This is a genomic window from Mycobacterium sp. 4858 (assembly GCF_900240975.1).
GTDB lineage: Bacteria > Actinomycetota > Actinomycetes > Mycobacteriales > Mycobacteriaceae > Mycobacterium.
In genome coordinates, this window is sequence record NZ_LT968776.1 from 538,353 (window position 1) to 562,540 (window position 24,188).

General features: G+C 67.6%; 24 protein-coding genes. 6 read left to right on the top strand and 18 right to left on the bottom strand.

Features of this window, described 5'->3' with window-relative positions; translation table 11 throughout:
• Window positions 1-19 precede the first annotated feature (19 nt).
• From rnc to sepIVA, 3 genes are read right to left on the bottom strand one after another with little or no spacing between them, the layout of a single operon-like run.
• Window positions 20-733 carry a ribonuclease III gene (rnc, locus tag C1737_RS10895; RefSeq protein WP_102418178.1) on the bottom strand — a complete coding sequence of 238 codons (714 nt, stop codon included), beginning with the start codon at window positions 731-733 and terminating at the stop codon, window positions 20-22.
• Window positions 730-1,314, bottom strand: coding sequence for a DUF177 domain-containing protein (locus tag C1737_RS10900; protein ID WP_197509450.1), 585 nt, complete (start codon window positions 1,312-1,314; stop codon window positions 730-732). Before C1737_RS10900 ends, rnc begins: the two co-directional genes overlap by 4 nt.
• Window positions 1,315-1,372: 58 nt before the next feature.
• A complete protein-coding gene (sepIVA, locus tag C1737_RS10905) occupies window positions 1,373-2,110 on the bottom strand; it encodes a cell division protein SepIVA (protein ID WP_067927889.1) in 738 nt (245 codons plus the stop codon).
• A 191-nt stretch (window positions 2,111-2,301) separates the two neighbouring features.
• Between sepIVA and C1737_RS10910 the strand changes: the two genes are divergently transcribed.
• Complete coding sequence (locus C1737_RS10910; protein ID WP_369807557.1) at window positions 2,302-3,519, top strand: permease; 1,218 nt, start codon at window positions 2,302-2,304, stop codon at window positions 3,517-3,519.
• Window positions 3,520-3,685: 166 nt separating this feature from the next.
• Here the strand turns inward: C1737_RS10910 and C1737_RS10915 are convergent, their stop codons facing one another.
• The 6 genes from C1737_RS10915 to C1737_RS10940 all read right to left on the bottom strand — a co-directional run bounded on the left by C1737_RS10915 (window position 3,686) and on the right by C1737_RS10940 (window position 9,469).
• Window positions 3,686-5,275, bottom strand: coding sequence for a restriction endonuclease (locus C1737_RS10915; RefSeq protein WP_158243962.1), 1,590 nt, complete (start codon window positions 5,273-5,275; stop codon window positions 3,686-3,688).
• Between the two features lie 515 nt (window positions 5,276-5,790).
• A complete protein-coding gene (gene coaD, locus C1737_RS10920) occupies window positions 5,791-6,270 on the bottom strand; it encodes a pantetheine-phosphate adenylyltransferase (protein ID WP_068051578.1) in 480 nt (159 codons plus the stop codon).
• A gap of 24 nt (window positions 6,271-6,294) precedes the next feature.
• On the bottom strand, window positions 6,295-6,849 hold the full coding sequence (gene rsmD, locus C1737_RS10925; protein ID WP_102418185.1) for a 16S rRNA (guanine(966)-N(2))-methyltransferase RsmD: 555 nt from the start codon (window positions 6,847-6,849) through the stop codon (window positions 6,295-6,297).
• 10 nt (window positions 6,850-6,859) lie between these two features.
• Window positions 6,860-7,495 (bottom strand): vitamin K epoxide reductase family protein, encoded by a 636-nt coding sequence (locus C1737_RS10930; protein WP_067921908.1) that lies wholly within the window; start codon window positions 7,493-7,495, stop codon window positions 6,860-6,862.
• Complete coding sequence (locus C1737_RS10935; protein ID WP_102418187.1) at window positions 7,492-8,256, bottom strand: DsbA family protein; 765 nt, start codon at window positions 8,254-8,256, stop codon at window positions 7,492-7,494. The genes C1737_RS10930 and C1737_RS10935 overlap by 4 nt, the downstream gene beginning before the upstream one ends.
• A 97-nt stretch (window positions 8,257-8,353) precedes the next feature.
• Window positions 8,354-9,469 carry an alpha/beta hydrolase gene (locus C1737_RS10940; RefSeq protein ID WP_102418189.1) on the bottom strand — a complete coding sequence of 372 codons (1,116 nt, stop codon included), beginning with the start codon at window positions 9,467-9,469 and terminating at the stop codon, window positions 8,354-8,356.
• A 384-nt stretch (window positions 9,470-9,853) separates the two neighbouring features.
• On the opposite strand from C1737_RS10940, the gene C1737_RS10950 reads away from it, so the two are divergent.
• On the top strand, window positions 9,854-10,699 hold the full coding sequence (locus C1737_RS10950; RefSeq protein WP_197509178.1) for an aldo/keto reductase: 846 nt from the start codon (window positions 9,854-9,856) through the stop codon (window positions 10,697-10,699).
• A gap of 1 nt (window position 10,700) precedes the next feature.
• Here C1737_RS10950 and C1737_RS10955 read toward each other — a convergent pair whose 3' ends face one another.
• From C1737_RS10955 to C1737_RS10965, 3 genes are read right to left on the bottom strand one after another with little or no spacing between them, the layout of a single operon-like run.
• Window positions 10,701-11,414 (bottom strand): HNH endonuclease family protein, encoded by a 714-nt coding sequence (locus tag C1737_RS10955; RefSeq protein ID WP_067921918.1) that lies wholly within the window; start codon window positions 11,412-11,414, stop codon window positions 10,701-10,703.
• Window positions 11,411-13,642, bottom strand: coding sequence for an ATP-dependent DNA helicase RecG (gene recG, locus C1737_RS10960; RefSeq protein WP_102418191.1), 2,232 nt, complete (start codon window positions 13,640-13,642; stop codon window positions 11,411-11,413). Before recG ends, C1737_RS10955 begins: the two co-directional genes overlap by 4 nt.
• A gap of 2 nt (window positions 13,643-13,644) precedes the next feature.
• Entirely contained in the window at window positions 13,645-15,336 is a 1,692-nt protein-coding gene (locus C1737_RS10965) for a DAK2 domain-containing protein (protein ID WP_102419890.1), read from the bottom strand.
• 271 nt (window positions 15,337-15,607) lie between these two features.
• Between C1737_RS10965 and rpmB the strand changes: the two genes are divergently transcribed.
• Window positions 15,608-15,802, top strand: coding sequence for a 50S ribosomal protein L28 (gene rpmB, locus C1737_RS10970; RefSeq protein ID WP_067921921.1), 195 nt, complete (start codon window positions 15,608-15,610; stop codon window positions 15,800-15,802).
• 53 nt (window positions 15,803-15,855) lie between these two features.
• Here rpmB and C1737_RS10975 read toward each other — a convergent pair whose 3' ends face one another.
• Both C1737_RS10975 and C1737_RS10980 read right to left on the bottom strand, forming a co-directional pair.
• Window positions 15,856-16,677 carry a mycofactocin-coupled SDR family oxidoreductase gene (locus tag C1737_RS10975; protein WP_102418194.1) on the bottom strand — a complete coding sequence of 274 codons (822 nt, stop codon included), beginning with the start codon at window positions 16,675-16,677 and terminating at the stop codon, window positions 15,856-15,858.
• A gap of 2 nt (window positions 16,678-16,679) precedes the next feature.
• Window positions 16,680-17,570, bottom strand: coding sequence for an SDR family NAD(P)-dependent oxidoreductase (locus tag C1737_RS10980; protein WP_102419891.1), 891 nt, complete (start codon window positions 17,568-17,570; stop codon window positions 16,680-16,682).
• Between the two features lie 96 nt (window positions 17,571-17,666).
• Between C1737_RS10980 and C1737_RS10985 the strand changes: the two genes are divergently transcribed.
• From C1737_RS10985 to C1737_RS10995, 3 genes are read left to right on the top strand one after another with little or no spacing between them, the layout of a single operon-like run.
• Window positions 17,667-18,110, top strand: a complete 444-nt coding sequence (locus tag C1737_RS10985) for a nuclear transport factor 2 family protein (protein ID WP_067921926.1) — start codon at window positions 17,667-17,669, stop codon at window positions 18,108-18,110.
• Window positions 18,111-18,132: 22 nt separating this feature from the next.
• Window positions 18,133-19,377 (top strand): hypothetical protein, encoded by a 1,245-nt coding sequence (locus tag C1737_RS10990; protein WP_102419892.1) that lies wholly within the window; start codon window positions 18,133-18,135, stop codon window positions 19,375-19,377.
• 1 nt (window position 19,378) lies between these two features.
• Window positions 19,379-20,209, top strand: a complete 831-nt coding sequence (locus C1737_RS10995) for an oxidoreductase (protein ID WP_102418196.1) — start codon at window positions 19,379-19,381, stop codon at window positions 20,207-20,209.
• A gap of 14 nt (window positions 20,210-20,223) precedes the next feature.
• Here C1737_RS10995 and C1737_RS11000 read toward each other — a convergent pair whose 3' ends face one another.
• The 4 genes from C1737_RS11000 to C1737_RS11015 all read right to left on the bottom strand — a co-directional run bounded on the left by C1737_RS11000 (window position 20,224) and on the right by C1737_RS11015 (window position 24,165).
• Entirely contained in the window at window positions 20,224-20,874 is a 651-nt protein-coding gene (locus C1737_RS11000) for a nitroreductase (RefSeq protein ID WP_102418199.1), read from the bottom strand.
• A gap of 182 nt (window positions 20,875-21,056) precedes the next feature.
• Window positions 21,057-22,421: an HNH endonuclease signature motif containing protein gene (locus C1737_RS11005; protein WP_102418201.1), complete on the bottom strand. Its 1,365-nt coding sequence runs from the start codon at window positions 22,419-22,421 to the stop codon at window positions 21,057-21,059.
• Between the two features lie 128 nt (window positions 22,422-22,549).
• Window positions 22,550-23,476 (bottom strand): NADP-dependent oxidoreductase, encoded by a 927-nt coding sequence (locus C1737_RS11010; RefSeq protein ID WP_102419893.1) that lies wholly within the window; start codon window positions 23,474-23,476, stop codon window positions 22,550-22,552.
• A 5-nt stretch (window positions 23,477-23,481) separates the two neighbouring features.
• Entirely contained in the window at window positions 23,482-24,165 is a 684-nt protein-coding gene (locus C1737_RS11015) for a uracil-DNA glycosylase (protein WP_067918877.1), read from the bottom strand.
• Window positions 24,166-24,188 lie beyond the last annotated feature (23 nt).

Sequence of the window (24,188 nt, forward strand, 5' to 3'; positions counted from 1 at the left end):
CATCGACCTATTCGCGCATCTAGACGGACGTTTTCCCCGCCGTGTCGAGCGCTTCCAGCGTTTTCCAGGTTGCCGCCGCGGCTTTCTGCTCGGCTTCCTTCTTGGAGCGGCCCACACCGGACCCGTATTCGGTGTCCATCACGACCACGACGGCGGTGAACTCCTTGTCGTGGTCGGGACCGGTGGAGGTGACGACGTAGGAGGGCGCGCCCATGCCCCGCGCCGCGGTCAGCTCCTGCAGGCTGGTCTTCCAGTCGAGCCCGGCCCCCAGCGTCGGCGCGGCGTCGAGGAGCGCGCCGAACAACCGCAGGATCACCTCGCGCGCGGTGTCGATCCCGTGGTGCAGATAAATGGCGCCCAGCAGCGATTCCATCCCGTCGGCCAGGATGCTCGACTTGTCGGCGCCGCCGGTGTTGGCCTCTCCGCGCCCGAGAAACAGGTGCACGCCCAGGCCGTCCGGGCACAGCTTGCGCGCGACGTCGGCCAGCGCCTGGGTGTTGACGACGCTGGCCCGCAGCTTGGCCAGATCCCCCTCGGAGCGGTCGGGGTGGCGGTGGTAGAGCTCGTCGGTGATGGTCAGGCCCAGCACGGCGTCGCCGAGGAATTCCAGACGTTCGTTGGTCGGCAGCCCGCCGTTCTCGTAGGCGTAGCTGCGATGCGTCAACGCCAGCGAGAGCAACTCCTCGGGCAGCCCGACGCCCAGCGCGTCGAGCAGGTCCTGCCGCGAGGTCACTGCTCACCCCGCGGCGGGTCGGGCTCGGGAAACATGCCGGCCAGTTTCGTCCACCGCGGGTCGATGCGGTCGTGGTGGTGTCCGGGCTCGGCGGCGAGGGCAACGCCGCATTCGGGGCACAGACCCGGGCAGTCGGGGGTGCACACGGGCGAGAACGGTAGCTCGAGCCCGACGGCGTCGACGATCGACTGCTCGAGGTCGAAAGCGTCGTCGACGATGTGTCCGACCTCGTCTTCCTCGGTGGTCGCCTCCGTCGTGCTGTCGGGGTAGGCGAACAGTTCGGTCAGCTGGACCTGCACGTGACCCTTGACCGGGGTCAGGCAACGCGAGCACTCGCCGACGCTGGGCGCGTCAACCGTGCCCGTCACCAGCACGCCCTCGGAGACCGACTGAACTTGCAGGTCCAGCTCCAACGGGGCGCCGGCCTCGATCGCGATCATGTCCAGCCCGATGCGCGACGGGCTCGGCACGGTCTTCCGCAGGGTGACCATCGCCCCGGGGCGACGCCCGAGCCGGGTGATGTCAACCGTCAACGGCGAGCTCAGACGGCGTTGCGAGGTGGTGCTGTGCTGCCGCGTCATAGCACAAATCCTACGGTGCGAGCCGCATAATTCCAGGGCGCGGCCGCCCGGCTGAGGCTTAGCGCACCGCGTAGTCGTGCGTGCCGGCCGCCGTCCGGAGCTGGTGACGACCGCGGCCGACCGAGCGCAGCGTGCCGTTGAGGAATTCCTCGAACTCGGCCAGCTTGTTGTCGACGTAGATGTCGCATTCGCCGCGCAGCCGGTCCGCCTCGGCGTGCGCCGAGTCGATCAGACGGGTGGCCTCGGCGTTCGCCGCCTCCACCACGCTGTTCTGCGACACCAGGCGCTGCTGTTCCTTGATGCCCTCTTGCACGGCCTTCTCGTAGGAGATGTTGCCGTTCTCGAGCAGCCGGTCGGCCTCGGCCTGGGCGCGGCTGACACTGGCCTCGTAGTCCCGCTTCGCGGCCGTGGCGATGCGCATCGCCTCCTCGCGCGCCTCGCCGACCATCCGCTCGCTGTGCTGGCGCGCCTCGCTGACCATGCGGTCGGCCTGCGCTTTTGCGTCGGACAGGAGCCGGTCCGCCTCCGCGCGGGCGTGGTTGAGCATGGAGTCCGATTCGGTGGTCGCCGAGGAAACCATCGATTCGGCGTGCGACTTGGCGTCCTGCAACATCGAGTCACGCGCGTCGAGCACGTCCTGGGCGTCGTCCAGCTCGCCGGGGATCGCATCCTTGATGTCGTCGATCAGTTCCAGTACGTCGCCCCGTGGCACCACGCAGCCGGCCGTCATCGGAACGCCGCGTGCTTCTTCAACGATGGCGCTCAGCTCGTCGAGCGCTTCAAAGACCCGGTACACGGCCATATCCTCCTGGCTTCAGCAAACGTGTTGTTACCAGTGTGCCTGGTGTTGCCTCTGTGACAGCGGTGGCGAGGCCGGTGTGTCGGACATTTCACTGGTTGCGCCTGTTGCGGCCATTCTAGGGATCAGGGCGGCTCTCCGCCCTGGCCAGAACGCTTTGCCCGGTTTGTCAGATACCCCTGTGGGGTATATGTTGGGAGCCCGAGCCAACCGAAAGGGGTCGAGCACTCGTGCTAGCAGCGGTCGGACACGCCTTGGCGGTGGCGGGATCGATGACGTGGGAAATCCTGTGGGCGCTGATCTTGGGATTTGCCCTGTCGGCGGTGGTGCAGGCGGTGGTGCGACGCTCGACCATCGTGGCCCTGCTCGGCGACGACCGGCCACGCACCCTGGCACTGGCCGCCGGACTCGGCGCGGCATCGTCGTCGTGTTCGTACGCCGCCGTGGCGTTGGCCCGGTCGCTCTTTCGCAAGGGCGCCAGCTTCGTCGCCGCCATGGCGTTCGAGATCGGTTCCACCAACCTGGTGGTGGAACTGGGCATCATCTTGGCCCTGCTGATGGGTTGGCAGTTCACCGCCGCGGAGTTCGTCGGCGGACCGCTGATGATCGTGGTGCTCGCCGTCTTGTTCCGGCTGTTCGTGCGCTCGCGCCTCATCGACGCCGCCCGCGAGCAGGCCGACCGCGGGATCGCCGGCTCCATGGAAGGCCATGCCGCCATGGACATGTCCATCAAGACACAGGGCTCGTTCGCTCGCCGGCTGTTTTCCGCGGAGGGTTTCACCTCCGTCTCCCACGTGTTCGCAATGGAGTGGTTGGCGATCCTGCGCGACCTCGTGCTGGGCTTGTTGATCGCGGGGGCCATCGCGGCGTGGGTGCCCGAAAAGTTCTGGCAGGTCTTCTTTTTGGCCGACCACCCCGGCTGGTCGGCGATCTGGGGGCCCCTGGTGGGACCGATCGTGGCCATCGTGTCGTTCGTCTGCTCGATCGGCAACGTTCCGCTCGCCGCGGTGCTGTGGAACGGGGGCATCAGTTTCGGCGGGGTCATCGCGTTCATCTACGCCGACCTGCTGATCGTGCCGATCCTGAACATCTACCGCAAGTACTACGGCACCAAGATGATGCTGACGCTGCTGGGCACGTTCTACGCCGCGATGGTCGCCGCGGGCTATCTAGTCGAATTGATCTTCGGCGCAACGAATCTCATTCCGAATCAGCGCAACGCCACCGTCATGGAGGCGACGATTTCGTGGAACTACACCACCTGGCTCAATATCGCCTTCCTCGTCGTCGCCGCCATTTTGGTCGTCCGGTTCGTCACGACGGGCGGAATCCCGATGGCGCGGATGATGGGCGGCTCCCCCGACTCCCCCGACGGGGGACATGAGCACACGCACGAGTGCCATTAGGCAACTGAGGCAGCCTCACGCTCTGATCGACTTGCCAACCAGCACATCAACGACGGCGCATATGACTGCCACGAATCGTGAAGATGCTTGATGCTTTTGGGGGAATTGCGGGCTAATCCATCCCGTCGTCGCCCCAGTGTCGCGGCGACTACCACGCCAACATCGACTAATGCCAGTCCGCCGACTCGCCCGAGTCCGGTACCGGATCTTGCCAGTCGTCTGGCGGCTCGATCCGAGCTTTAATGCCCGCATGGGTTTCAAGTAGGTACAGGAGGTGGGTTCCGTCGAACAACTCGATCGGCTTGCCCTGAGCGAAATCGAAGGATGCTTTTCCGTATCCACTTGTCGTGATGAGTATTCCCTTGGAGGCGCCCTCGTTCTGGAGTGTGCCAAAGAGGTCGCGGACGGCCGAGACACCGACGGTGTGTTTGTAACGCTTTGCTTGGATCACGACTTTGCCACCCAAGATAGGGTCGGTGTTGTAGGCAACGCAGTCGACGCCGCCGTCGCGGGAGGGTCGCGTCTGCCTGGTGTCCAAGCCGATCTTTTCGAACAGGTTTTGGATGAGCGACTCGAACTGTTGCGGCGTGAGTTCCATAAGATTGGGACGGTCGTCTAGCTCGCCGAGAGTGTCGATTTCGGCGATGAATCGCGGGTCCACCATTGAGAACTCAAGCACGGGACGTACGGGCGCCAACTCTGTGGGGCTCCTGGAGATTCCGGCGTTTAGGTACTTCAGGCAGGCCACGGGGTCAACCCGGTCGAGATCGATCTCAACGAAGGTGTCTCTGGTCGTCCGGACCGTGATCAAGCACGGCCGAGTCGGTTTTCCTGTGCGCGGATCTATCGTTTCCACAACGCCATTGAAGGCTACGACGTCGATGTGCTGCTTGGTATCGCACGCAAAAATGTTGGCTAGGCACAGCAGGGTTAGTTGTGCTATCGCGCCCGAGTAGAGAGACTTCACTTGCGCGGCCGGTCGGACCGTCGGCCGTAGCCGATCGGTGCTTCGTACGTACCGGTAGGCTTTGGCTGTCGGCACTACTTTCGCTGTCGGAAATTCGTACTCGACGACCAGCTGACGCGATTCAGGTGAGTATGCGAGTTTGGCGTTCGTGTCGAATCCTTCTGGCAGCTGGGGTTGCATTGTCGTCAGGATGGATTTGATCCAAACGGTGACGCCGTTTGGATCACCTTCGCGATAGCCGGCTGGTACGTCTATCCCGCCGGCTATCGACGGCAAGTTCTTTAGTCCGCCTGCCAGAAGGTTACTGAGGGCACGAACCTGAGCCTCAATGTGCGCATTTTCGACCTCCACTTGTGCCGTAATGCCATCGACGGCTAGTACGCGCACAAGATCGTCACCGGTTAGGTTGACGTCGTCGGCCCACCGCTCGCGTTGCCAGGCCTTTGCAGCCAATGCCTCCCGTTCGGCAGCTTCTGCACGGGCTTTCGCGGCGAGCTGGGCCTGTGCAGCAGCGCGTTCGGCAGCTTCTGCCCGGGTTTTCGCAGCGATCCTCTCCTGTTCAGCTGCTTGGGCTAAAGCAAGCTTCTGGGCTGCTGACCGCTTGGCCGAAAGATAGAAGGGAATAGACGCCAAGAACGCGAGATATGCCGCCTCAAACACCCAACCGGTGATTGTGCGCGCTGGTGACGGGTCAGCGGCTCCGAACTTAACGGCCAGATATGTTCCGAGAAACCACGGCCATGCGATTGCCAGCATGACCACCGCGACCCCGACCAAGAAGGCGATCACGGCGCCGTCATCGCTCGAACTGCCGCGTCGTCTAGCTGATGACATAAAACTCACCGGGTGCCCAACCGTCAGCACTGATGTTCATGCGCGGAAATAGTACGCGGCGGCGCGGGCAGCGGGTGCGGAAACGAAAGCTACTCAGGCGTTTACAGCGGCCTCACAGTCTGGGCACGCCGTTCACGCTAGCGACAATGAATGGTGAACAGGTTGCCATTTGCGGCACGCCCGGCGCGCATCCGTCCCCAGCGACGACTCGGCGAACACAAGCGTCGATCCGCTTTTCTTGCTCAGGTTCACGCTCCCGCCGTCATGGCTGCTCTGTCACGCGTTCTTCGGCCGTGCCAACAAATTGCAAGCCACGCTGGAGACACACCAGACATTTAGCGCGGCGCCACCCGGTCAAGGGTCGCAACCACAGAGGGGTCCGAGCCCCTACACCACCGGAGGAAAACTCCTACGAGACGACGACGACGATGACGAGCCGTAGCCGCTGGCATCAGTTGTGGCACAAAGCTTTAGGAGCGGGCGAGCTTCTCGCGCAGCCGGCGGTTGACCGGCTCGGGCAGTAACTCCGAGACGTCGCCGCCAAGTATGGCAACCTCTTTGGCCAACGACGACGACACGAACGAGTACCGCGGTGTCGTCGCGACGAAAAACGTGTCGACACCGGCGATGTGCTTGTTCATCTGCGCCATCTGCAGCTCGTACTCAAAGTCGGTGCCGGTGCGCAGCCCCTTGACGATGGCGGTCATGCCTTGCGACCTGACGAAGTCGACCACCAGGCCCTGGCCGGCCTCGACGCGAAGGTTGGGCAGATGCGTCGTCGACTCGGTGATCATCGCGATCCGCTCGTCGAGGTCGAACATGCCCTTCTTCGCGGGATTGGTCAGGATCGCCACCACCACCTCGTCGAACTGGGCCGACGCCCGCTCGAAGACGTCGATGTGGCCCAACGTCACTGGATCGAACGACCCCGGGCATACCGCGCCACTCATGACGAAAGACGGTACACGCCCGCCTCAGAGTCGTTCGGCCATCTCCAGCCGGGTGTCGCCGTACACCCGGGGCGGCGACACGGACCAGCCTGCCGGCCAGGTCAACGGCGCGCCGGTCGCCGCGCGCTCCACCACCGCCACGGTTCCGGCAGCCACCCAACCATGCGTGACCAAGGCGGCCAGCATGGCTTCGACCTCGGCGGACTCGACGTCGTAGGGCGGGTCGGCCAGGACGAGGTCGACCGGCCTCGCGGTCCCGGCCGCCAAAACGGTTGCGACCGCGCCGCGGCGCACCGCCGCACCTGCCAAGCCCAGGGCGTCGATGTTGCGTGCGATGACCGACGCGCTGCGCTGATCCGATTCCACGAACAACGCCGAGGCGGCACCGCGTGACAACGCCTCCAATCCCAGTGCGCCCGAACCGGCATAGAGGTCCAGCACCGCGGCGCCGGTCAGGTCATGGCGCGCGGTCAGGATGTTGAAGAGCGACTCGCGCACCCGATCGGTGGTGGGTCTGGTTCCCCGCGGCGGCACGGTGATCCGCCGGCCCCCCGCCGCGCCGCCGATGATCCGGGTCACCTGCCAACACTTACAGCAGCGTCGACCAATAGTCCCAGAACCGCGCCATGATCAGCAGGAACACGGCAGTGAACCACAGCGCGGTGACGGACCAGCGCCATTGGTACAGCACCGCCGCCACACCGTGGTCCCGGCGTTGCAGCGCGGGACGGCAGGCGATCGACGCGACGACCACCAGCAGCGTGATGGTGGCCGCCCAGACGACCATGCAGTACGGGCACAACGCGCCGATCTTGTACAGGCTCTGGTAAATCAACCAGTGCACGAACACCGCGCCGATCACCAGGCCGATCGTCTGTCCTATCCAATACCATTGCGGCAAACGGACTTTCGTCACGGCGAGCAGCCCGGTCACGACCACCACGGTGAACGCCACCAGGCCCAGCAGCGGGTTGGGGAATCCCAGCACCGACGCCTGCGGGGTGACCATCACCGAGCCGCACGACAGGATCGGGTTGAAGTTGCACGACGGCACATACGCCGGGTTGAGCAGGAGGTCGATCTTCTCCACCGTCAGCGTCGCGGAGGCAGCCAGGCCGATCACGCCGGCGATCAGCACCCACCACGCGCTGGGCGCCGGTACGCCTGCTTCGGGACGCGATTGCGGTGTCAGGTCGCCGGTTTCGGCTGACACCGGTGTGGTCACGCGGCCGCGGGGGCCACGGCGCCGTCGATGCCCGGCACGTCGCCCACGATGCTCTTGATCTTGGCCACCAGGGCGTCGGGTGTCGACGGGTCGTAGTCGTCGCCGTTGATCTTGATGGTCGGCGTGGCGTTGATCTTGGCGGCGGACGCCTCAGCGGTGACCTTCGCGATGTACTTTCCGCTGTTGATGCAGTCGGGCACCTTGCCGACGACGCCGGCCTCCCGGGCCAGCTCGATCAACCGGGCGTTGTCCGGGAAGCTGGTGCCGCGTTCGCTGGGCTGCAGGTCGGTGGTGTACAGCGCGGTGTGGAACCGCCGGAACGCGTCGAGGGACTCGTCGGCCACGCAGAGCGCCGCGGCGCCCGCCCGCGAGGGGTAGTTCTGGTTCCTGGCGTTGTCGAGGATGGCCACCATGGAGTAGTCCGCCGCAATGGCGCCGACGTCGATGAGCCTGGACACCGTCGGACCGAACGTGCGCTCGAAGTTGCCGCAGGCCGGGCACAGAAAGTCCTCGTAGAACGTGACCACGGCCTTGGGGTTGCTGGTACCGGGCTGGGTGACCAGTTTGCTCGACGTCACGCGAACCGTGTCGCCCCCGCCGATGGCGGCCGTCTTCTTGTGGTGGGTGACCACGATGTAGGAGACCAGCGCGACCAGGAAGATGACGACGACGGCGGTCCCGCCGATTTGAAAGAGTCGGCCCGATTTACCGTCGGCGGCCTTCATGTCAAAGCGCGGGGGGCGTTTGGATTTGTCGGCCACAGTCTGCGTGATCCTTCGGTACTCGGGTTGTCATTCGTCGGTGGGCGTCACTCGTTCGTGGGCGCCTCTAGGTTACCGGCGCCGACCGCGCGACAGGTCAGACTCGGCTCAGGTGGGCACGCAGAGCCGAAATCAGCTCGGTGGTCGCGGCGGCGCTGCCGCCGCCGAGCTGGAACAGGTTGGCGAAGCCGTGCGTCAACGAACCCATGCACCGCAGATCGACCGGGGTTCCGGCGGCCTGCAGGCCCGCCGCATAGCTCTCGCCTTCGTCGCGCAGCGGATCGAAACCCGCGACCGCGATCAGCGCCGGGGCGAGCCCGGCCAACGACTCGGCCAGCAGCGGCGATACCCGTGGATCCGCCCGGTCGATGCTCGAACGGCGCAGGTATTGCGACTCGAACCAATCGATGTCGCGCTTGGTCAGCAAGAACCCGCGGGCGAACAGGCTCAGCGAGCGGGTCTGCGTGGTGAAGTCGGTGCGTGGGTAGATCAGCCACTGCAGCACGGGGGCGGGCGCGCCCTCGTCGCGTGCCAGCTGGCAGACGACGGCGGCCAGGTTGCCGCCCGCGCTGTCGCCGCCGACGGCGACCCGGCCGGGCGCGGCGCCGAGCTCCTCGGCGTGGTCGTGCGCCCACCGGAAGGCGGCGTACGCGTCCTCGACCGCGGCCGGGGCCGGATGCTCGGGGGCCAGGCGGTAGTCGATCGACAGCACGTGGATGCCTGCATCGCGGCACGTCAACCGGCACAGCGCGTCGTAGGAGTCCAAGTCGCCGATCGACCATCCGCCGCCGTGATAGAAGACCAGCAGCGGCGCCGACGCCCCGTTGGCGGGACGGTAATGGCGCGCGGGGATGTCACCGGCCTGCCCGGGCAACGACAGGTCATCGACGTCGACGTGGATCTGCGGGCCGGGAAGTTCGAGCGACAGCTGGCGCATCTGAGCGCGCGATGCAGCCGGGTCGTCGTCGACGACCAGGCCGTCGATTCCGACGGCCCGCAGACCGGAGAGCATCAGCTGAAGCGTCGGATCCAGCGTGTTGCCGTCGATGGTCACCGAGCGGCCCCCGAACAGCGCGCGCTTGGCGGGTGTCGGGATCCACGGAATGACCTTGACACCGATCGTGGATACGGCGCCCTGCATGCGACTGGCCAGGCGCATGGGCGGGTGTTTCACACCGAGGTGAAGGTCGGGCGCGGGCACGCTCTTGGTCATGGACACTCCCTCGGTTGAACGTCTTCGGCCCCGGCGGCCACCGAGCGGGCGCGGCTCGTGCCTGGGCTGCGCGCCTACCGGCAGGCCGATTACCGGTTCCGGTGCGCCGTGTGACCAACTCTACGTGGTGCGGAATTTGTGAAATGCGGACCAGGGGCGGATATCACCGCGCCCCGCCGCGCCGTAGATGAGGTGGTATTTTCCAGGCCGGTAATATCGTGATCCCCTAGCCGAACCGCCTAACGGATTGCGAGCAGCTTCGACGTGTTCGATTTTCGAACTCAGCGCCTTCAACTCGGCGCCGATGCAATGTCGATCTCCTCGCTCGATGACGGCATCAGGTTGGCCCCACGACCCTTCAATTTCACAGGCAGGTGAATGACATTGGCTGGCGAGTCGGGCGCTGCCGTGCCCTCTGTAGCGCTTAATGACGAAAACACGATGCCGGTGCTTGGCCTCGGTGTCGCGGACTTATCGGAGGACGAGACCGAACGCGCGGTCTCGGCTGCGCTGGAGATGGGCTGCCGGCTGATCGACACCGCCGCCGCCTACGGCAACGAAGCGGCTGTCGGCCGCGCCATCGCGGCCTCCGGAATTCCCCGCGCGGAACTGTTCGTCACCACCAAACTGGCCAGCGCCGACCACGGATTCCTGCGATCCATCGAGGCGTGCAAGGAGAGCCTGGAGCGCCTCGGCCTGGATTACCTCGACCTGTACCTGATTCACTGGCCCGTGCCGTCACGGGGTGAGTACGTGAATTCGTTCGGCGGGCTGATCCAGTGCCGCGGGGACGGGCTGGCCCGTTCGATCGGCGTCTCGAACTTCACCGAAGTGCATGTCACCGACATCATCGACCTGACCTTCGTCACGCCGGCGGTCAACCAGGTCGAACTGCACCCGCTGCTCAATCAGGCCGAGATCCGCAAAGCCGACGCCGAGCACAACGTCGTCACCCAGGCCTACACGCCGTTGGCGCTGGGGAAGCTGATGGACAACCCGACGCTGACCTCGGTCGCCGGCGAGTACGGCAAGACTCCCGCACAGGTGCTGCTGCGGTGGAACCTGCAGCTGGGCAACGCGGTGGTCTTCCGGTCGGCCAAGCCCGAGCACATCGCCGGGAATCTCGACGTGTTCGACTTCGAGTTGGCCGCCGAGCACATGGACGCGATCAACGGGCTCAACGACGGCACCAGGTTGCGCCCGGACCCCAACACCTTCGAGGGCGCCTGAGTCAGCCCGCCGGGCAGGTGGCCGCCGCCTGACGCAAAACCCCCGTCGACGGCTGGTCCACCGGTAGCGCGTAACCGCGCAGCACCGCGATGAACTGCATGGCGTATTGACAGGCGAACGCGGCGTTCGGCGGCATCCATTGCGCGGGCGCCGCGTCGCCCTTGTCCTGATTGGCCTGCCCGTCGACGGCCAGCAGGTTGGCCGGATCGTTGGCGAACCGCAGCCGCTCGTCGGCGGGCCAGGTGTAGGCGCCCATGTCCCAGGCGTAGGCGAGCGGGACGATGTGGTCGATCTGCACCGCCTCGCCGACCTTGGCGCCGCGCGCAAAGGCGATGGTCTTGTTGGTGTACGGATCGTGCAGGGTGCCGGTGGCCACCGCGTCCGGGCATCGCTTGGTCGACACGAACGTCTTGTCGACGAGGTCGCGGTTGAGGATGTCGTCGCGGGTGTCGCAACCGTTGTGCCCCATCGGGGCGTCGTTGTCGTCGGTCCACGCGTCGCCGAACGCGGCCCTGCGGTAGTCATACCGGTGCGCCCGCAGCGGCAGCACCGCGATACCCGCGAGCACATCGGTGCCCGGCTGCACCGTCGGGACGTCGGCGCGCGCCGCGTATTCGTCCGCGTGCCTGGCCGCCGAGGATCCGACCGTCTGGTAGGCCACCACCAGCGCCAGGGCCGCGACCGCGCACAACCACAGCAACACCTTGCGGTTCATGACTTGTCCAGGTATTCGATCCGGTCGGTGTTGACGAAAGGTGCTGCCAGCAAAGCCAATTCGGGGCTTGTCGGGTTGTCGGCGTACGTTCGGACGCAGAAGTCGCGCGCCGCCTCGATGACGTCGCGGTGATCGGCCAACGACAGCAGCCGCAGATTGATGGCGCGACCGGACTGGTTGCGGCCCAGGACGTCTCCCTCGCGGCGCTCCTTGAGGTCCAGGTCGGCGAGCGCGAACCCGTCCAAGGTCGAGGCGACGGCGGAGAGCCGCTTGCCCGCCGGCGACTGCGGTGAGACCCAGCTGGCGAGCAGGCACAGGCTGGGATGTTGGCCGCGGCCGATGCGGCCCCGCAGCTGATGGAGTTGGCTGATGCCGAAGCGGTCGGCGTCCATCACCAGCATCACGGTGGCATTGGGGACGTCCACGCCCACCTCGATGACGGTGGTGCACACCAGCACATCGATCTCACCGGCCCGAAACGCCGCCATCGCCGCGTCCTTCGCGTCGGCGGACAACCGACCGTGCATCAGCCCAAGCCGCAGGCCGGACAACTCGCCCGACCGCAACCGTTCGTAGAGTCCCACGGCGGTTTCCGACGGTTTGGCGTTCTGCTCCTGCTTGTCCGGGTCGTCCGTCTCGTCGATCCGGGGCGCCACCACGTAGGCCTGGCGGCCGGCGGCGACCTCTTCGGTGATGCGCCGCCAGGCCCGCTCGAGCCAGGCCGGCTTGTCCTTGACAAAGATGACGTTGCTGGTGATGGGCTGGCGTCCGCGCGGAAGCTCGCGCAGCGTCGAGGTTTCCAGATCGCCGTAGACGGTCAGCGCGACCGTGCGCGGTATCGGCGTGGCCGTCATCACCAGCAGGTGCGGCGTGACACCGGGACGGGCCTTGGCCCGCAACTGATCTCGCTGTTCGACGCCGAACCGGTGTTGCTCGTCGACCACCACCATGCCCAGGTTGTGGAACTCCACCGCGTCCTGCAACAGCGCATGGGTGCCGACGACGATCCCGGCCTGACCGCTCGCCACCTCGTCACGGACCTGCTTCTTCTGCGCCGCGGTCATCGAACCGGTGAGCAGCGCGACCCGGGTGGCCACCCCGCCTTCACTGTCCGCACCACCCAGCTGACCCGCCATCGCCAACGGGCCCAGCACGTCGGTGATCGACCGAAGATGTTGGGCGGCAAGGACTTCGGTGGGCGCCAGCAGCGCGCACTGGTAACCGGCGTCGACCAGCTGCAGCATTGCCAGCACCGCGATGATGGTCTTCCCGGACCCGACCTCGCCCTGCAGCAAGCGGTTCATCGGCCGGGTCGCCGACAGCTCCCTGGCGAACACGTCGAGCACTTCGCGTTGTCCCGCGGTCAGTTCGAACGGCAACCGCCCCAGCAGTTCCGCGGACAGACCGTCGGAGCGCGGCGGCGCCGGCGGCCCCGATTCCGACAGCTCGCTGTGCCGCCGGGCGACCAGCGCCCACTGCAACCCGACGGCCTCGTCGAAGGTCAGGCGCTCCCGGGCCCGCGTGCGCGCCGACTCGTCCTCGGCCAGATGAATGTCGCGCAACGCGCGATCCTCGGAGACCAGGTGGTGCCGGTCGCGCAGATCGGCGGGCAACGGGTCATCCACCGGATCCAGGACGTCGAGCACCTGGCGCACGCACCGGAAGATGTCCCAGCTCTGCACCTTGGTGGTGGCCGGATAGATCGGGAAGAACGCCCGCTCGAACGCCGCCATCTGCAGTTCGCCGGTGGTGGCCTGCGAGGCGATGGCGATGTTCTTCAGCGAACTGGTGCCCCGGTTCTTGCCGTCCGGGGAGTCGAGGATGAGGAACGCCGGATGGGTCAGCTGCATGACGTCCTTGAAGAACCCGACCTCCCCGGAAAGCATCACCTTGGTGCCCTTGGTCAGGTCCTTCTTCAGGTAATTGGCGTTGAAGAAGGTCGCGGTCACCTTGTTGCGGCCGGAGCCGAGGGTGATGCGGTGGCAATCCTTCTTCGGGGTCTTCTTCATCGGCCAGGTCTTGGTCTCGGCGATCGTGTCGACGATGGTGATGTGCTCGCCGGCCGGCGGGCGCTGGTGGTCGGCGTCCCAGCGGGTCGCGCCCTCGGTGTAGCTGCGCGGATAGTGGCGCAGCAGATCGTCGACGGTACGGATGCCCAGCTCCTCGTCGAGCTGGTCGGCGGCCTTCGCGCCCACCACGAAGTCCAGCCGGTCGCGCAGCGACGCCACGGCTACTCGACCCCGATCAACAGCGCGTCACCGCGGTGGCCGGTCCGGTAGGTGACCAGCTCGGTCCCCGGGTGGTGATCGTGCATGTGTTCTTCCAGGGTGTCGCCCAGGGCCGCGGCCGCATCGTCGGTTTCGATGCCCGCGCCCACCAGCACCGTCACCAGGTCGCCGCCGGAGGCCAGCAGCAGGTCGAGCAGACCGATCGCCGCCGCGGTCGCGTCGGCGGCGACGATCAGCACCTCATCCCCCGCGATGCCCAGGCCGTCGCCCGGCTGGCAGCGGCCCGCCCAGGTCAGCGCGCTCTCAGTCGCGACGCGCACCGAGCCGTGCCGGGCCGCGCCCGCGGCGCGCGCCATGGTGTAGCCGTCGTCCACCGCCTGCCGGTCGTTTTCGTGCACGGCCAGCGCGGCCAGCCCCTGCACCATCGATCCCGTCGGGATCGGGACCACATCGATGCCCCAGCCGATGGCCGCCGTGCACCCGGCCACCAGTTCCTCGGCCGGCACGTACCCGTTGGGCAGGACCATCACCTGCGCGGCACCGGTGTCGACCACCGCCCGCATCAGCTGGTGGGCGCTGATGTTGGTGACCGGGTCGCCCGCGGCCGGATCGCACTGCAGCACGCAGGCGCCTTCCCCGCCGAACAGCTCGGCGGCACCCTCCCCGTCGACGACGGCGAGCACCGCGCGTTCCCGCGTCCAGCCGCCCGCCGGCAGCCCGGTGGCGCCGGAGCTCAACGCCGAAATCACGATGCGGCTCAGCCGTCCCGCGGCCAGCCCCGCCTCGACCGCGGCGCCGGCGTCGTCGGTGTGCACGTGCACCGAGTACGCGCGCTGCGCCGACGAGGTGGCGGCGGCGATACCCACGGAGTCGCCCAGCTCGCCGAGCCGGTCACGCAGCGCGTCGGCGGCGGCCGGATCGCAGCCCTCCAGCCGGTACATCACTTCGAATTGCGGCGCGGGGCGTTCCGCGGCGCCCTGCGGCTGCGGCGCGCGCGGCGACAGCTCGTACACGGTTCGGGCGGGCGCCTGTCCGATGACGGCGGTGCGCAGGGCGTCCAGCAGCACCAGCAGGCCGCGCCCGCCCGCGTCCACGGCCCCGGCGTCGGCCAGCACGTCGAGCTGTTCGGGCGTCTTCTCCAGCGCCACGACCGCCGCGTCACCGGCGGCGACGATCGCCGAGGGGAGGTCGTCCCCGGCCTGGGCGCACTCCGCGACGGCGTCGGCGGCGGCGCGCAGCACCGAGACGATGGTCCCGGGGATCTCCTCCCCGCCCATCGACGTGATGACCAGGTCAACACCGCGACGCAGCGACGCCCCGAGCAGGGCCGCGTCGATGTGGGACAGCTCGCCGCCGGAATCGGCGGCCGCGACGGCGGTGGTGTCGGCGATGCCGCGCAGGATCTGCGACAAGATCACGCCGGAGTTGCCGCGGGCGCCGTTCAGGGCGCCCGCGGACATGGCTGCGGCGGCCTTGGCGACGCAGGCCGAACCGCCCTCGGAACCGAGGCCGGCGCTGGCCTCGGCCAGCGCCGAACGCATGGTGAACAGCATGTTGGCCCCGGTGTCGGAATCGGCAACCGGGAAGACGTTGAGCCGGTTGATCTCGTCGATGTGGGTGATGAGGTCGCTGACGGCGGTGTGCGCCCAGTCCCGCAAGGTGGTCGCGTCCAGTCGACGCTCCGACGGTCCCAGTGTGATCCACCTCCTCCGGTGCCTGCCGGTGCCCAGCCCCCGGTGGGCGCCAGCGTAGCTCGGCGACTCGGCGGACGACTGCCCGTGACCACCACCCGCTCGCGGGGCCGCCCGGCCCATTGAGCCTAGCCAGGCGCGACGACAAAGGTGCTGATCGTTTTGGTGGTTGCCACGACAATCGGTATCCTGGTTGGGCCCGGGTCAACCCGGGATGTCCCGGCCACGTGTGAGACCGCCGAGCCGGACCCCCGAGATTTGAGGAGCTTGAACAATGGCCGCTGTGTGCGACATCTGCGGGAAAGGCCCCGGCTTCGGCAAGTCGGTGTCGCACTCCCACCGCCGCACCAGCCGCCGGTGGGACCCCAACGTCCAAACCGTGCACGTTGTCACCCGCCCGGGCGGCAACAAGCAGCGCCTCAACGCCTGCACCTCCTGCATCAAGGCCGGCAAGGTCGCCAGGGGCTAGTCCGGGCCTAGTCCGCAGCTACATCGCGGCTACATCACCGGCTACATCACGGCTTACATCACGATGTGCCCGGCGTCGACGGGTATCGACACGCCCGTCACGTAGCGGGCGCGCGGACCGACCAGCCACAGCACCGCTTCCGTCACGTCTTGCGCTTCGACCAGCGGCACGTCGGGCAGCAGCATCTGCGAGACGGCCGGGTTGGGGTTCTCCAGCATCCGGTTGACGACGAAGTCGTTGAGGATCATCGGCGTCATGACGCCGCTGGGGTGCACCGAGTTGACCCGGATCTTGTGTGGCGCATAGGCATTGGCCGCTGACCGCATCAACCCCACCACCCCGTGCTTGGACGCGGCGTAGGCGAACATCGCCGCACTGCCGTCGCCGCCCCGGCCCGTCAGCCCCTGCGAGGAGCTGACCAGCACGATCGACCCGCCTCGGCCCTTGCGAATGATCGAGGGCACCGTCGCCAGCAACGTGTGCCACACGCCCTTGAGGTTGGTATCGACGATCGTGTTGAACACGGGCTCGGAATGGGCTTCCGGGTCACCGATCGCCACCACCCCCGCGTTGGCGACGACGATGTCCACCTCCCCGAGGTCGTCGATCCCGCTTTGCACCGCGGCCTCCAGTTGCGCCAGGTCGCGAACGTCGGCGACGACGGGCGCCACCTTGCGGCCCGTGGCTTCGACCAGCCGCGCGGTCTCGTCGAGATCCGATTTGCTGCCCAGCGGGTAAGGGATCGCGTCGATATCGGCGCAGATGTCCACCGCGATGATGTCGGCGCCCTGTTCGGCGAAGGCCACCGCGTGACTGCGGCCCTGGCCGCGCGCCGCACCGGTGATGACGGCGACCTTGTTGTCGAGTTCACCCATGACTACACCTCCAGCTTCGTGCCGGTCTCTTGCTCGGCGAAGGCCACCAGGCGGGCGGCCGTGTCGTAGTCGCAGGCAACCGGCGATCGGCCGATCAGCACCGGTCCGCCGCGCAGGCCGAACCTGCCGGTGACCCCGACGTAGCTGCCCGGGGGCAGCGGTTCGCTGATGCAGTACAGCGTGGGCGCCGCGCCTTCGTCGATGTCGTTGGCCAACCGGTCGGCCACCACCTTGACCACTTTGTGGGCCACCGACATCATCGGCGAGTCGCCGAGCTGCGACAGGTTCGAGGCCACCCAGCCCGGGTGGGTGAGTTGGGTGTCGACCGCGGATCCGGCGGCACGCAACCTGCGGTCCAGCTCCAGGCCCCAGAGCATGACCGCGAGCTTCGATTGCGCGTAGGCGCCCAGCCGCGTCCACTTGTGCCGGCGCAGGTGCAGGTCGTCGAGGCGCAGCTGCGCCGAGCGGTGCGCGTCGGAGCCGACGTTGATGATCTGGGTCCGCACTTTGGGCAGCAGCAGATTGGTCAGCGCGAACGGCCCGAGCAGGTTGGTGCCCAGTGTCTTCTCGAATCCGTCCACCGTGTCGGTGCGGCGCTCGGTCAGCGCGCCGGCGTTGTTGATCAGGATGTCGATGTCGCCGTCGATCGACGAGGCGAACGCCCGCACCGAGGACTGGTCGGCGAGGTCGACCCGGGCCACTTCGGTCGATCCGCCCATTTCGGCCGCGCGTTGCTCGCCCAACTCGGTGTTGCGCACCGCCAGGATCACGTGCGCACCGGCTTTCGTCAGGGCGCGGGCGGTGCCCAGCCCGACGCCGTTGGTCGCTCCGGTCACAATGATTCGTTTGCCGGTCAGGTCGCCGAGCCGGCTCGGGGTCCAAGGTAACGTCACGGCGATCAAGAGTAATGGTCGGTTCTATGTAAATTGGGCCGGTTCTGCCACCATTGTTCGCGGACGCGGAGGAGACGGCTCGACAGGTGGTTCCACATGAGTGACAGCGCGCGAGAAATCACCAACCTGATCTACACCTACGCCGAGCTTCTCGATGGAGGCGACCTGGACGGCGTGGCCCGGCTCTTCGAACACGGGCGCATCTGCGGGGTGGAGAACGGTCCACCGGAGACGGTGTTCGCCGGGTCCGCCCGGGTGCGCGAGATGTACGAGATGGCGACGCGCATCTACTCCGACGGCACCCCGAAGACCAAACACAACACGACCAACGTGCAGCTGTACATCGACGAGGCCGACGGGACCGCCCGCAGCACGTCCTACTATTGCGTCACCCAGGCCACCCCCGACCTTCCGCTGCAGGTGATCGTGACCGGGCACTACAAGGACACCTTTGCGCGGGTGGACGGCGTCTGGCGATTCGACAGCCGCACCATGTTCGTCGACCAGGTCGGCGACGTCAGCCGGCATTTGAAGTTCTGAGCGCGTGGCCGAGGAGCAGCGCATGCCTGATCACCCCGTCGCGACCAAATCCCAGCACGAACAGGAGCTGGCCGCACTCGACCTGATCGAGCATCCCACCGTCAAGGCCGCCTATCAGAGGGTGGGCGAGACCTGGCTGGGCCGGGCCAAGGCGTCGAAGGCGATGCGGGAGCGGTTCGAGGAGGCGTTCGCCGAGGTGATGTTCTCGGCGGCGGTGTGGTCGTCCAACCAGGACAAGCTGCGGCCGAAGGTCAGCTGCATCACCCGGCTGGCGCACCGCGTCGAGGGCCGGCGCATCCCCGGATCACGGTGGGGCATCGACAATCCCGACAGCGTGTACCGGGTGATCCCGATCTCCGGCGACGAGCGCTACGAGATCCACGGCCGGGTGGGCGAGCACCGGATGACGGAGAACTACTTCACGTTGTGGGATGCCCACATGGGCACCGTCGGCGTGCTCAACGGCCGCACCATGCGGGTCGACTCCGACGGCTGCTTCACCATCACGGTGGACGCCGACCCCGCCGGCGGACGGCCCAACCACGTGCAGACCTCCCCCGCGGCGCACGAGTTCTACATCCGCGACGTACTGCTGGACTGGGCCCGCGACGACCCCAATCACCTTGAGGTGCAACGGCTCGGCGGCCCGCTGGTGACCCCCGCGCGCACGCTCGACGAACAGGCCGAGGCCACCGCGGCGATGATGGATTACTTCGCCAACTTCACCGGCAAGCTCAGCCACGGCGTGTACAAGATGCCGGCCAACCACTTCGACCTGGCCTGGTCGGCCGACAAGGCCGGCGCGATGCGCAACCAGGTTTACGTCATGGGCCGCTTCGATCTCGCCCCCGACGAGGCGTTCGTGGTGGACCTCAACGACGGTGGCGCCGAGTACTTCACGGTGCCACTGAGCAACACCTGGGGCACCACGCTGGACATCCTCGACCGCACCGGCAGCCTGAACAAGGCGCAATCGGTGGCCAACGAGGACGGCGGCTACACCTATGTGATCTCCCCTACCGATCCGGGCGTGGCCAACTGGATCGACTCCGATGGGCTACGCGAGGGCATCCTGACGCTGCGGATGGCGGAATTCGGCGAGGCGGGTCCCCGCGAAGATCTGGGCGCGCACGGGCGGGTGGTCAAGCTGGACCGGCTCGACGCCGAGGTGCCGCACCTGCCGCCGGTGGGTCGGCAGCAGAGGGCAGCCGAACTCGCCGAGCGCCGGGCCGCGTATCTGCGGCGCCTGCCGGAGGGGGCGGCCTGAGGTGGCGCGCTGGCTGATCACCGGATGCTCCACGGGCTTTGGTCGCGAAATCGCCCGTGCGGCACTGGAAGCGGGCCACGACGCGGTGGTGACCGCGCGGCGGGCCGAAGCGGTGCGCGACGTCGTCGACGAGTTCGGCGATCGCGCCGTGGCCGTCGCGCTCGACGTGACGGACCCCGAGCAGATCGCGGCGGCGGTGTCGGCGGCCGAGGCGGCGTTCGGCGGCGTCGACGTCCTGGTCAACAACGCCGGTCACGGCTACCTGTCCGCCGTGGAGGAGGGCGAGGACGCCGAGGTTCGGAAGCTGTTCGAGGTCAACTACTTTGGCGCTGTCAACATGATCAAGGCGGTGTTGCCGGCCATGCGTGCCCGCGGCTCCGGGCACATCATCAACATGTCATCGATGACCGGCCTGGTCGCCAATCCGCCCAACGCATATTACTCGTCGACGAAGTTCGCGCTGGAGGCGATCACCGAGGCGCTCGCCGCCGAGGTGCGGCCGTTGGGCATCAAGGTGACCGCCATCGAACCGGGCGCCTTCCGCACCGACTGGGCGACACGGTCGATGAAAGAAACCGGCACGCCGATAGCCGATTACGTCGACGTGGCGGCGCGCAAGGATTTGATCAAGCAGTTCGCCGATCACCTCCCCGGCGATCCGAAGAAGGTCGCCGCCGCGGTACTGATGGTGACCACGCTCGAGGAGCCACCGCTGCGGCTGCTGCTGGGCCGCGACGTGCTGAAGGCCATGCGCGACAAGCTCGCCGCGCTCTCGTCGTCGATCGAGGAATGGAAGTCCGTCACCAAGGACGTCAATTTCGAGGGTGCGTAAGTTCACTCGTCAGTTCACTCGTCGAGGAAGACGGCGTGCCGGCCCACCGGGTCGCGCCCGATGTGCAGGTTGTTGGCGGGGAAATCGGGATCGGAGTAGCCGATCGCCAGGCCGCACAGGATGTTCAGCTCCGGCGGGATGTTCAGCTGCTCGCGCACGACGTCGGGATAGCCGGCGATCGCCACCTGCACGCAGGTGCCCAATCCCCGCGCGGTCAGGGCCAGCACCAGCGTCTGCAGGAACATGCCGACGCCCATACTGTCGGCGTAGCCGAGGTCTCGGTTCATGCACACGATGCCGCCCAGCGGTGCGCGGAAGAACTCCCAGTTGCGCAGCACGGCGATGCGCCGCGCCTCGGTGTCGTGGCGGGCAATGCCCATCGCACCGTAGACGTGTGCGCCGGTATCGCTGCGGAAATGGGCGAACTCGACGGGCAGCTGCGGCACCTTGGGTGGCTCGGAGCGCGCCCTTTCCAGCATGGCGGCGACCAACCGGTCGCGCGCCGCACCCGAGACGAACACCACGTGCCATGGCTGCACGTTGGAATTCGACGGCGCGCGCATGGCCAGTTCCAGCGATTCCTCCACCAGGTGGCGCGGCACCGGGTCAGGCAGAAAGAGCCGTGTCGAATGCCGCTGGCGGATGGTGTCTTCGAGGTCGTACATGGCTCCATGTTGTCAGGGCCGCTGGGGGCGATCGCGAGCGCGGCGAAGCCGGGCGAGGCGGTCGCCCCCATCTGCCCCAGCGGCGATCGCGAGCGCGGCGAAGCCGGGCGAGGCGGGTCGCCCCCATCTGCCCCAGCGGCGATCGCGAGCGCGGCGTAGGCCGGGCGAAATGGGTCGTTACGTCAAACGGGTTCGTCGTCGTCGGTGTCGCGGAGGAATCGTTCGGGGTGGTGGTAGCTGTTGGTGCGGGGTTGTCCGCGGTCCAGGTGCGGTGGCGGCAGCCATTCGGTTTCGCCGCGGGCGTTGGTGCGGGTGGTCCAGCCCTGTTCGGCGAGTCGGTTGTCGGGGCCGCACGCCAGGGTGAGGTCGTCGATGTCGGTGCGGCGGGTGGCTTGCCATCCGCGGACGTGGTGGACCTGGCTGTGGTAGGCCGGGGCGTCGCAGCCGGGTTTCGTGCAGCCGCGGTCCTTGGCGTACAACATGATTCGCTGGGCGGGCGAGGCGAACCGTTTGGTGTGATGCAGCGCCAGCGACCTGCCCCTGTCGAAGATCGCCAAGTAATGGTGAGCGTGGCCCGCCCAGCGGATCACGTCCGACATCGGCACCAGCGTGCCGCCGGCGGTCAACGCCTTACCGGCCGCGGCCTCCAAGTCCTGCAACGTGGTGGTGACCACGATCGAGACCGGCAGGCCGTTGTGTGAACCCAGTTTTTCGGAGGCGAGCAGGCCGCGCAGTCCGGCCAGGAAGGCGTCGTGATTGCGCTGGGCGGTGCTGCGGGTGTCACGGCGCACCGCGTCCTCATCCGGTGTCTCATCGACCACCGGCGTTTCGTCGTCGGGGTTGCACACCCCGGGCGCGGCCAGCTTGGCCATCATGGCCTCGATCGCGGCCCGTAGTTCGGGGGTCACCAAGCCACTCAGGCGCGACATGCCGTCGAATTCCTGCTGGCCAAGGACGATTCCACGCTTGCGGGCCCGCTCGGCGTCGCTGAAGTCCCCGTCGGGGTGCAGCCAATCCATGAGCCGCTTTGCGTAGGTGGCCAATTCGTCGGGGCGATACCCGGCGGCCTTGCCGGCCAGGTCGGCTTCGGCGGCTTGGCGGGTGAACGCGTCGACCTCAACCGGCAGATGAGCCAGGAAGCCGCGGATCACCTTGACGTGCCCATCACCGATCAGACCCGCGCGTTGACCGGCCGCGGTCGCACTCAACTGCGGTGCCAGCGGCTCACCGGTCAGCGCCCGGCGCTCGCCCAGGTCGGCGGCTTCCTCGATGCGGCGGGCGGCCTCGGCCTTGGTGATCCGCAACCGGTCGGCCAGCCCAATGCGCAGCGAACCGCCCAACTCTTCGGGGCCGGCCTGGGCGTCGAGCTGGTTGATCAACGCATGTTGCGGGGCGCGCAGCATGCGGGCCACGCGTTCGACCCGCTCCAAGGCGCGCAGCCGCTCCGGGGTGGTGAGGACATCAAAAGACAAGCCGCACAGGCGGTCCGCGTCGTCGTCGAGCGCGTCGATAACCTCGACGATCTCGTCACGACTGCTCGCACCCATACCCCAAACCCTAGAAACCCCCACCGACAAAAACGTCCGCGTTGTGACCAGTGAAACGAAAGTGGCACAAGGGATTACGTGACACAAGGGATTACAGAGCGGCCGCGACTCTGGAGACAGGAACCGGCCTAGTCGCGGACGACGATGACCGTCTTGCCGGGGCGATGGCCGGGGCGCCCACCGCTTTCGAATGCCTCGCGGCCCTTCTCCAGCGGGAAGATCTCGGCGATGTCGACCCGCAACCGACCGCCGTCAACCAGCGCAGCGAGCTCCATCAACTGCCCCCGGTTCGGCGTGACGATGAAAAACGTTGCCGTGATGCCGTATTCGTCGGCCCGGCCCGCCGGCGGCGGGGCCGACAGGGTGACCAGCCGCCCACCGCGCCGGACCACCGGGAACGACCGGTCCAGCGTCGCCCCGCCGACGGTGTCGATCACGACGTCGTAGACCGCGTCGTCGAACGCCTCGGTGCGGACATCGATGACCCGGGCGGCCCCGTATCCGCGGACCAGGTCGCCGGCATCGCTGCGCACGGTCGCGGTGACGAGCGCCCCCAGCATGGCGGCCAGCTGAACCGTCAAACCGCCCACGCCGCCCGCGCCGCCGTGCACCAACACCGACTCGCCCGGTTGCACGCCGGCGTGGTCGACCAGGGCTTGCCACGCGGTCAGGCCGGCCAGTGGCAGCGCGGCCGCAACGGGGTGCGAGGCCGATGACGGCTTGGCGGCCAGGTCCGCCGCGGGGACGCTGACGAATTCGGCCGCGGCGCCGTCGCGGTCGAACGGGATCAGCCCGTACACCTCGTCGCCGGCCGTGAAATCCGCCACGCCCGCCCCTGTTTCGGCGACGACACCCGATAACTCGTGCGAGGGGATCACCGGCGTCCGGCTGACACCGTCCCGGGTCCAAGTCTCCTCCCACGTCAACTCGTCGAACGTGATGGCGGCCGCATACACGGCCACCAGGACCTCGCCCGCGGCCGGGGCCGGCACGGGCGCCCGCTCGACGACCAGCTGCTCCGGGCCGCCCCTGTGGTGCGCCCGCAACGCCGTCATCTCGGTCATGGCAGCCGCCAATCGATCGGGTCGGCGCCCATGCCCGTCAAGAGTTCGTTGGCGCGGCTGAACGGACGCGACCCGAAGAACCCCCGAGAAGCCGACAGCGGCGACGGGTGCGGCGACTCGATCGCCACGCAATTGCCTTCGGCCAGAATCGGTTTGAGTGTCGACGCGTCGCGTCCCCACAGGATCGCCACCATCGGCTGCGAACGCGCGGCCAGCGCGCGGATCGCGCACTCGGTCACTACCTCCCAGCCCTTGCCCCGGTGTGACGCCGGATTACTGGGGCGCACGGTGAGCACCCTGTTCAGCAGCATCACCCCGCGACCGGCCCACGGCGTCAGGTCGCCGCACGAGGGCAGCGGATGACCGAGGTCGGCGGCGTATTCGTCGAAGATGTTGGCCAGGCTGCGCGGCAGTGGACGCACGTCGGGGGCCACCGAAAAGCTCAGTCCCACCGCGTGTCCCGGTGTCGGGTACGGGTCTTGGCCGACGATCAGCACCCGAACGTTGTCGAATGGAAAGGTGAAGGCGCGCAACACGTTCGGGCCGGCCGGCAGGTACCTGCGCCCGGCCGCGATCTCGGCCCGCAGGAACTGGCCCATCTCGGCGATCCGCTCGGCCACCGGCTGCAGCGCGGCAGCCCAGCCCGGTTCGACGAGTTCGGTCAACGGCCTCGCCGTCATCGGGCTCCTCCCATGGCATCGAT

Excerpts from the sequence above, each read along its gene's own strand:
- C1737_RS10900 (WP_197509450.1), bottom strand. The coding sequence starts at position 1,314 with ATGACGCGGCAGCACAGCACCACCTCGCAACGCCGTCTGAGCTCGCCG.
- coaD (WP_068051578.1), bottom strand. The coding sequence starts at position 6,270 with ATGAGTGGCGCGGTATGCCCGGGGTCGTTCGATCCAGTGACGTTGGGC.
- C1737_RS10940 (WP_102418189.1), bottom strand. The coding sequence starts at position 9,469 with ATGACCAAGAGCGTGCCCGCGCCCGACCTTCACCTCGGTGTGAAACAC.
- C1737_RS10955 (WP_067921918.1), bottom strand. The coding sequence starts at position 11,414 with ATGAACCGCAAGGTGTTGCTGTGGTTGTGCGCGGTCGCGGCCCTGGCG.
- rpmB (WP_067921921.1), top strand. The coding sequence starts at position 15,608 with ATGGCCGCTGTGTGCGACATCTGCGGGAAAGGCCCCGGCTTCGGCAAG.
- C1737_RS10975 (WP_102418194.1), bottom strand. The coding sequence starts at position 16,677 with ATGGGTGAACTCGACAACAAGGTCGCCGTCATCACCGGTGCGGCGCGC.
- C1737_RS10985 (WP_067921926.1), top strand. The coding sequence starts at position 17,667 with ATGAGTGACAGCGCGCGAGAAATCACCAACCTGATCTACACCTACGCC.
- C1737_RS10990 (WP_102419892.1), top strand. The coding sequence starts at position 18,133 with ATGCCTGATCACCCCGTCGCGACCAAATCCCAGCACGAACAGGAGCTG.
- C1737_RS11000 (WP_102418199.1), bottom strand. The coding sequence starts at position 20,874 with ATGTACGACCTCGAAGACACCATCCGCCAGCGGCATTCGACACGGCTC.
- C1737_RS11005 (WP_102418201.1), bottom strand. The coding sequence starts at position 22,421 with ATGGGTGCGAGCAGTCGTGACGAGATCGTCGAGGTTATCGACGCGCTC.
- C1737_RS11010 (WP_102419893.1), bottom strand. The coding sequence starts at position 23,476 with ATGACGGCGTTGCGGGCGCACCACAGGGGCGGCCCGGAGCAGCTGGTC.
- C1737_RS11015 (WP_067918877.1), bottom strand. The coding sequence starts at position 24,165 with ATGACGGCGAGGCCGTTGACCGAACTCGTCGAACCGGGCTGGGCTGCC.